Below are 6,449 nucleotides of genomic sequence, written 5' to 3'. Positions count from 1 at the left end.
AAGAATATGGAAAATCATTCAGAAAGAGCTTCCTGTATTTAAGAAACAGATAGCGGATCTTTTAGAAAAAACTTCAAAATAAAAATCTCTAACACAATTATCATGCCGAGAAATAATGATATATTTGTGCCTATACATTATAATGAAAAAAATACAAACGAAGGATTAAAGACATTTTTTCAGTTGTAAACTATATTTTGATTTTGATATACTTAAGCTCATATGAAATCTACAGTTTTAAAATATAATGTGATGATAAAAAAAGAAGGTAAATATTTTGTTGCCTATGTGCCAACTCTTGGTATTTCCGATTTTGGTAGAACGGTTGATGATGCCAGAAAAAATGTTGAGGCGGCAATCTCTGTCCATATTGAAGGTTTGATTAAGACAGATTCGGAGGTACCTGCACAGGATTCTTCAGATTTTTATATTAGTCAGTATCAAGTAAATGTGCCCGCCAATCTTAAATTAGCTTTTTAATATGCCTCGATTAGCTCCACTAAAACCTCGTGAAGTTGAAGCAATTCTTATTAAAAATGGATTTATCGTTAACGTCAGTAAATCCAGTCACAAACAATATTTTAATTCGAAAACTAAAGCTCACACGACAGTTCCTTTTCATTCAAGAGATTTGGCTCCAGGTACTCTTCGCTCAATTATAAGGCAATCACAACTTTCAATTGATTTGTTTAGAAGGTAATATCCTAAACTCCAAAAACTCTCCCATCGGATTATCAGGAAGCCATTAATTTAGTGATATGCCTATACTTTAATTAGACACTTTATTGATGAATATTAGATGAAAGGAAAGAAGAAAACTGCGGGGATTGGATAAAAATATATTTTTAAACCAATAATTTAGTATTATAGGATATTTACAAAAAATATAGTATAATGTAATTCGAAAATATATTATTGTAACCTTCTGAATAAAATCGGAAGGTTTTTTAAAATATGTCCGCTTTAGAAAAAGTAAATTTACCAAAAATTCTTGAAAAGAAATATGGAGAGGAGGGAAAGCTTTGGTTTGTCTCAAATTTGGATAATTTGTTGGTGGTTATCCCCAAATCAAGCAAAGCATTTTTTACGTCAATGCTATCAAAACAAAATAAACCAAATTTTGACTTGACTCAATTAGAAGACTCCCCAAAGCCAGCAGAGTTAGACAATTTTGGAGGTATTGTTGTATTAGAATCAAATCCGGGAACTGGTAATCCTCTGACAACCAGAGCAGTTTGGGAAACATTAAATGGAGAAGCAGCTCTTGGTGGACTTTTTCCAAGCCAACGTCAACATTTTACTAAATATGAAACTCTTTCAGGAATAATTTTCCCGAGAAGCAATAAATATCAAGGCCCAATTAATGAAGAAGTAATGGACCCATGGATAAAAGCGCTTTCAAATAATTCTACTTTACTTATTACAAACGTGCTTGATTCCAAAGAGCAACAAAATAGTCTCGAAAAAGTATTGCATATAAATCGATCCAATCCAGTAACCGTTGCTATTTTTGGTTTGGGGGACATAGGTAGTCATGTTGCTCAGGCTCTTTATTCTCAAAATAAGGCAACCTCGCACATAAATAAATTAATATTAGCGTCAAAGAGTAGAAATACAGTTGAAGCATTAGAGATAGAACTTGAAGACATTGGATTGCAAAGGGATGCTCATCCAGATCTATTAAGTGTCACGCAAGAAAACATAGAAGAGATTTTTGCTGCAGATGTTATTTTATTCCTTGCTTCAGGTCCAATTCCGCCGGCGACTTCTACCTCGATGAACATTGATGTTCGGGCGGTTCAATATGCCTCCAATGTAAAAATTTTAAGAGAATTACTTGAAAATGCCTCGAAGGCAAATTGGGGAGGAACGTTACTTGTTGCATCTGATCCTGTTGAACAGTTAACAATGGCCGCTTTACAAGGATCAGTTTCTTATAACCATAATAATCAAAGAATTGCTGGTTTTGGCGCAGCCATCAATTATGGAAGAGCCAGAAGACAAGCAGAAGAAATGGGTATGGACCCTAATGGAGTTAAAATATTTGGAGCTCATGGAAAGTCTGTAGTAGCAATTCCTTCTTTAATTGAGGAATTTGATGCAAATGTTGCCGAAACACTTTCTTTAAGAACTGGAATGAGAAATTATGAAGTTCGGGAAAGACTTAAAAAACCATGGCGTGCACCAGCGGCTTGGATGTATAACGCACTGCAAAATCTAATATTACATAATCCAACTTGGGCTTCGACTTTTCTGCCGAGCACAAAAGTTGGAGATCTGGGTGCTTTTTTTGGATCTCAAGTTACAGGTGACTTAAATTTATTAAATACTTGGCAGTTAGAAAACGGAGATGTTCCACCAAATGCTGAGATAATTGACGTTCTTGCACGGGAACATAGGTATATATCAATAACATCATTTAAACCGGAAATGCTGTTTACAGATCCATTTAAAGGGAGGTCAAATCCTGCTGATAGTCAGCACATAGCATTTCATGGGGGTTTAGAACAAGAATGGTTGCAAACCGCAAAAGAGAACGCTTCCTTAATAAATACATCTGATTTAGCATTAAGTACTAGGTCTCAGGAAATAACCATGGAAATAGAAAAAGCGATAATGGAAGGAAATTTAGATATTGAAAAGACAGCAAAGCAAAAATTATTAAAATTAATTGGGGCTTCATTACATCGGTCAGAAGCAAATATAATAAATGAAAAGATAGACGTTGTTGTTGAAGGAAATCTGGGAGGAGAACTATTTTCTAATATTTATTATAGGCAATTATCTGAAGTGTGTAAAAAAATTGTTGATAGGATTGACATTGAAAATTTATCCAATAGAACACTGGCCATTTTGAATGAAAGAAGAGAACCAGAGATTGATATTGTAGATCAATCGAAAGTAAAGACGGATACTTTGTTTGAGGAATTAAAACACCCACATATATTTGAACGAAGCCAAGCGTGGCGAAAATTATCAAAACTCATCCAAGAAGGATTATATGTTTCTCCAACATTAGCAAAAAAGGTACTAACTCTTGTTAATTTTGGTGACGATTTTACGCTTTATCAAATATCTACATCAGAAACAAATAATGCAGAGTCAATGAAATCTTTATATCAAGCTCAAAGAGACATATTAGACATAATCGCTAAAAAAATTAAAGGATATAATGAACCAGAAATTACTGATACTATTGTTTTTGGTACTACTGGAGCTCCATTTGGACAGCATCATATAAAGGCAATAAGAGCGGGTATAGAAACTATCAAAGAACGTTATGTTGAAAGTAATACAGAAACATTTATTGCATTAGACGATTTTAGCCGTTCTAAGGCTGGGGAAATAGTAAGTGGAGAAGTTCCATCTTTGGCTTTACGAAGAAGGATAGCACTGTTACAAACGATAAATGAAATGCAGGTTCATCTTGTAAATCCGGCTATCCCAATTTGGTTTGATGTGCAAAATACCCAGTTGTTAGAACAAATTAGGAAGGAAGTATCTGGAAACTCAAAAATATGGAGATTAATAGGGGGTGATAGTCTAAAGAATTATCCTAACAATGATCAATATAGATCCATACCTCATATAGTTGAAGTTCGTGGAGAAAATAGATCATTGATTGATAGTTTACTTAATAGAATGAGATTTAATGAATATCTACAAGTAGACATTAATAATAATCAATCATCTACTCAAATCAGAATGGATTTAAAAAACGGCATTCATACGGAAGAAATAAATAGCTTGTCAGCAGCTTTTATAAAGCATTATGGCCTATTTCAATAGGAGTTTATTATGAACAGAATCGAAAATTTTCATACTATTCCCGAAACACATAAATTTTCAGCACTTGAAAAAGAAGGAGAGATTGTTTTTAAGGAATTCAGTCAGTTAGGAATATGGCAAAGATTAGAAAATAATCATAGAAAGGAGCCAGCAATTCGTATTGCCACAATTGCAACAAATGCTGCTGATAAATTAAATAATGTGGTTGCTTTAGTTGGTATTGATACATTAGTTTCACCAAGAGTAACCTTTTTAACAGGTTTATTGTTCAAAGCGGGTCAAGTGATAGATGAACAAATAGTAGAGCAGTACGGGCTTAATGATCTTGACCCTCATTTATTAAAGCTATATAGATTTCCTGTTTATGCTCCCGAAAGAACGATAAAAACGAGTAATGTTCTAAAGTTGGCTTTATTGCTTTATAAATTAAATCACCCTAAATATGCGGAATTAATCCTTCATGGTCCTCATCCAAAATTTTTTGAAGAAGCGGAATTACCAAACGTACTAGTATCTTTAGCTAATGCTAATTTAGGCCAAGATGCTAAAAATAATTGGAATTCCTATCTTCATCCAGCAGTTAATTTATTTGCTATTGAACCTTATGCAAAAAGATCAGATGAATTGACATCATACAAAGCTAAAGATTGGATTGACAGGGCTCATGTTGTTGCCATAAACACTACAATTCAATATGCATTGCGTATGAATGCTGGAATAGATTTTTCAGATAAGGAATTTGGTTTTTCACAAAATGAGATTTTAGAAAGATGGACAGTTGTAAAAGAAATTAGCAAACAACTAGGCGTACCCATACCTACGGAAAAGGACTATTTTTTACAAACTACAAAATTACCGTTATTAAAAAAATGGGTGACTGATAATGACATTGTTAATCGCTTAAAAGAAAATCAGTTAAGGAGTGGACATTTAATCTATTATCATAGTGATAAAGTATCCAAATTAATGTCTCATTTGGCACGGGAAATTAATAGACTATCTCAGGAATGTGGTGGGGGACCACTTTTGAATGAAGAATATCTTGGATTAATTGGTTTATGTCATGATTGTATAAAAACATTTAGTGAAGACGAAGTAGAGTGGCTCAATCAATTAAAAGGGTACGAAGCAGATTTTATTCACACATATCCGGCTGAAGTAGTAGCAAGGGGAGCAGTTTCTCTGCAATCAAGTCATGATGCTAAACTATATGTGTGGCTTAGATACTTTGAAGAAACACAATCCAATCCTGATGAAAAAGGTAAAACCTTAGGAATTGCTAATGATTTTCTGTCTGGACCTTATCATCTTTTTTCTTTTGTTTCTACTTTACTTTCATATTCTGATTTAGCTGTGACAAATGATGGAAAAACCATTACTTATAAACCTGATATTACTGCACGTTTTATGGATACCACCTTGAAATATGTTTCTGATCAACATACTGCTATCATTAGCTACGCAAAACTTATGACAATTGCTGCTTCTTTATCATGGTATTTAGGTCTTCCATTACCAAAAGATGGATCAGAAGAAATTATAGAAGAGAACTCAGAGGTTTTGAATTTTACACCTATTATAGATACAGAGACCGCAAAAAAAAATTTATTAAATATTCAAAAAGTACTTAAAATTTTTGGAATTATAGTGCCAATAGAGTTAGAAAAACTTAGTTACGATAATTGATAATAAATTACTCTTTAAAATTATCTCAGAAACTTTATCAGAAGAATAATCGTGATTATTATTGACAGAATTTTGATGAATTTGTTGCCGAACTTTATACCATAGTGGGTTCCGATTTCGGAACCAAGATACATGCCAAAAAATAAAGGCAGGCAAATTGCAAATTGCAAAATTAACCTGTTTGTTAAAAAGAAAAATAACTGTTGCTCCAAGCGACTGGACTAATCCCGGTATTTTTCTAGTTCCAGTGCTTTCCAGAAAACTTTGGTTAAAAATAAAGATCAATCCATAAGTATAAAAAGTCGCAACACCGGCTCCCAAAAATCCCGAATAAGCACCCAAAATCGTAGCTAAAATTGCTCCAAGAATATAGGCAGGTTTAGTTATTTTTTTAGAGATATCTAACAAAACTCCCTTTTTAGGCTTAATAAATAGAGAGAATAGGGAGGTGAAGAGAGCTACAATAAGAATAACCTTAATATAAACTGCCGGAGTTTTGAGAACTAAAGATGAACCGAAAATTGATCCAAAGAAAGCAAAAAAAGCTAAGAAAAAACCGATTTTGTAGTTAATTAATTTCTTTTTTTTGAATTGATTAAATCCTCCAAGATTGATACCAAGATTACTGAATGTGTTGGCAGCAATAGTTACGGGAAGCGGGATGCCAAGCGAAGCCATAATGGGGATAGTAATAAAAGCGGCACCACCAACTAATGAGCCAAATAAGCTGGCAAAAACGCCGGCAAAAAACAAAATCAATATTTGCAGTAGTGAAGGACTCATAGGTTGCTAAGTATAACAAAAAAGGTAATTGTAGACTGGATCCCCGTCTTCCCTTCGACGGAACTCAGGGTAAACACGGGGATGACACTACATCATATCTAAAGATATATTACCCATTGACATGTCTTGTTTGGAAGTTTACAATATGAAAAGTTAGAAAGTTAAACTTATCTTATGCAAATAGCTACAAA

Annotated in this window: 5 protein-coding genes; 4 read left to right on the top strand and 1 reads right to left on the bottom strand. The window is 33.5% G+C overall.

Annotation, left to right across the window (positions count from 1 at the left end):
* The first annotated feature begins 252 nt into the window (after nt 1–252).
* The 4 genes from GW846_00095 to GW846_00080 all read left to right on the top strand — a co-directional run bounded on the left by GW846_00095 (nt 253) and on the right by GW846_00080 (nt 5,478).
* Nucleotides 253–480, top strand: a complete 228-nt coding sequence (locus GW846_00095) for a type II toxin-antitoxin system HicB family antitoxin (GenBank protein NDK09169.1) — start codon at nt 253–255, stop codon at nt 478–480.
* A gap of 1 nt (nt 481) precedes the next feature.
* Nucleotides 482–700 (top strand): addiction module toxin, HicA family, encoded by a 219-nt coding sequence (locus GW846_00090; GenBank protein NDK09168.1) that lies wholly within the window; start codon nt 482–484, stop codon nt 698–700.
* Nucleotides 701–954: 254 nt separating this feature from the next.
* On the top strand, nt 955–3,789 hold the full coding sequence (locus GW846_00085; protein ID NDK09167.1) for a hypothetical protein: 2,835 nt from the start codon (nt 955–957) through the stop codon (nt 3,787–3,789).
* Nucleotides 3,790–3,798: 9 nt separating this feature from the next.
* Nucleotides 3,799–5,478, top strand: coding sequence for a hypothetical protein (locus GW846_00080; GenBank protein ID NDK09166.1), 1,680 nt, complete (start codon nt 3,799–3,801; stop codon nt 5,476–5,478).
* Here the strand turns inward: GW846_00080 and GW846_00075 are convergent.
* Nucleotides 5,449–6,258 (bottom strand): sulfite exporter TauE/SafE family protein, encoded by an 810-nt coding sequence (locus GW846_00075; protein ID NDK09165.1) that lies wholly within the window; start codon nt 6,256–6,258, stop codon nt 5,449–5,451. The genes GW846_00080 and GW846_00075 overlap by 30 nt on opposite strands.
* Between the last annotated feature and the right edge of the window lie 191 nt (nt 6,259–6,449).

The sequence above is a fragment of the Candidatus Gracilibacteria bacterium genome (assembly GCA_010119145.1).
Taxonomy (GTDB): Bacteria; Patescibacteriota; Gracilibacteria; order BD1-5; family UBA6164; genus JAACSU01.
The sequence above is the reverse complement of the archived record's forward strand: the minus strand, read 5'-3'. Positions and strand labels throughout refer to the sequence as shown.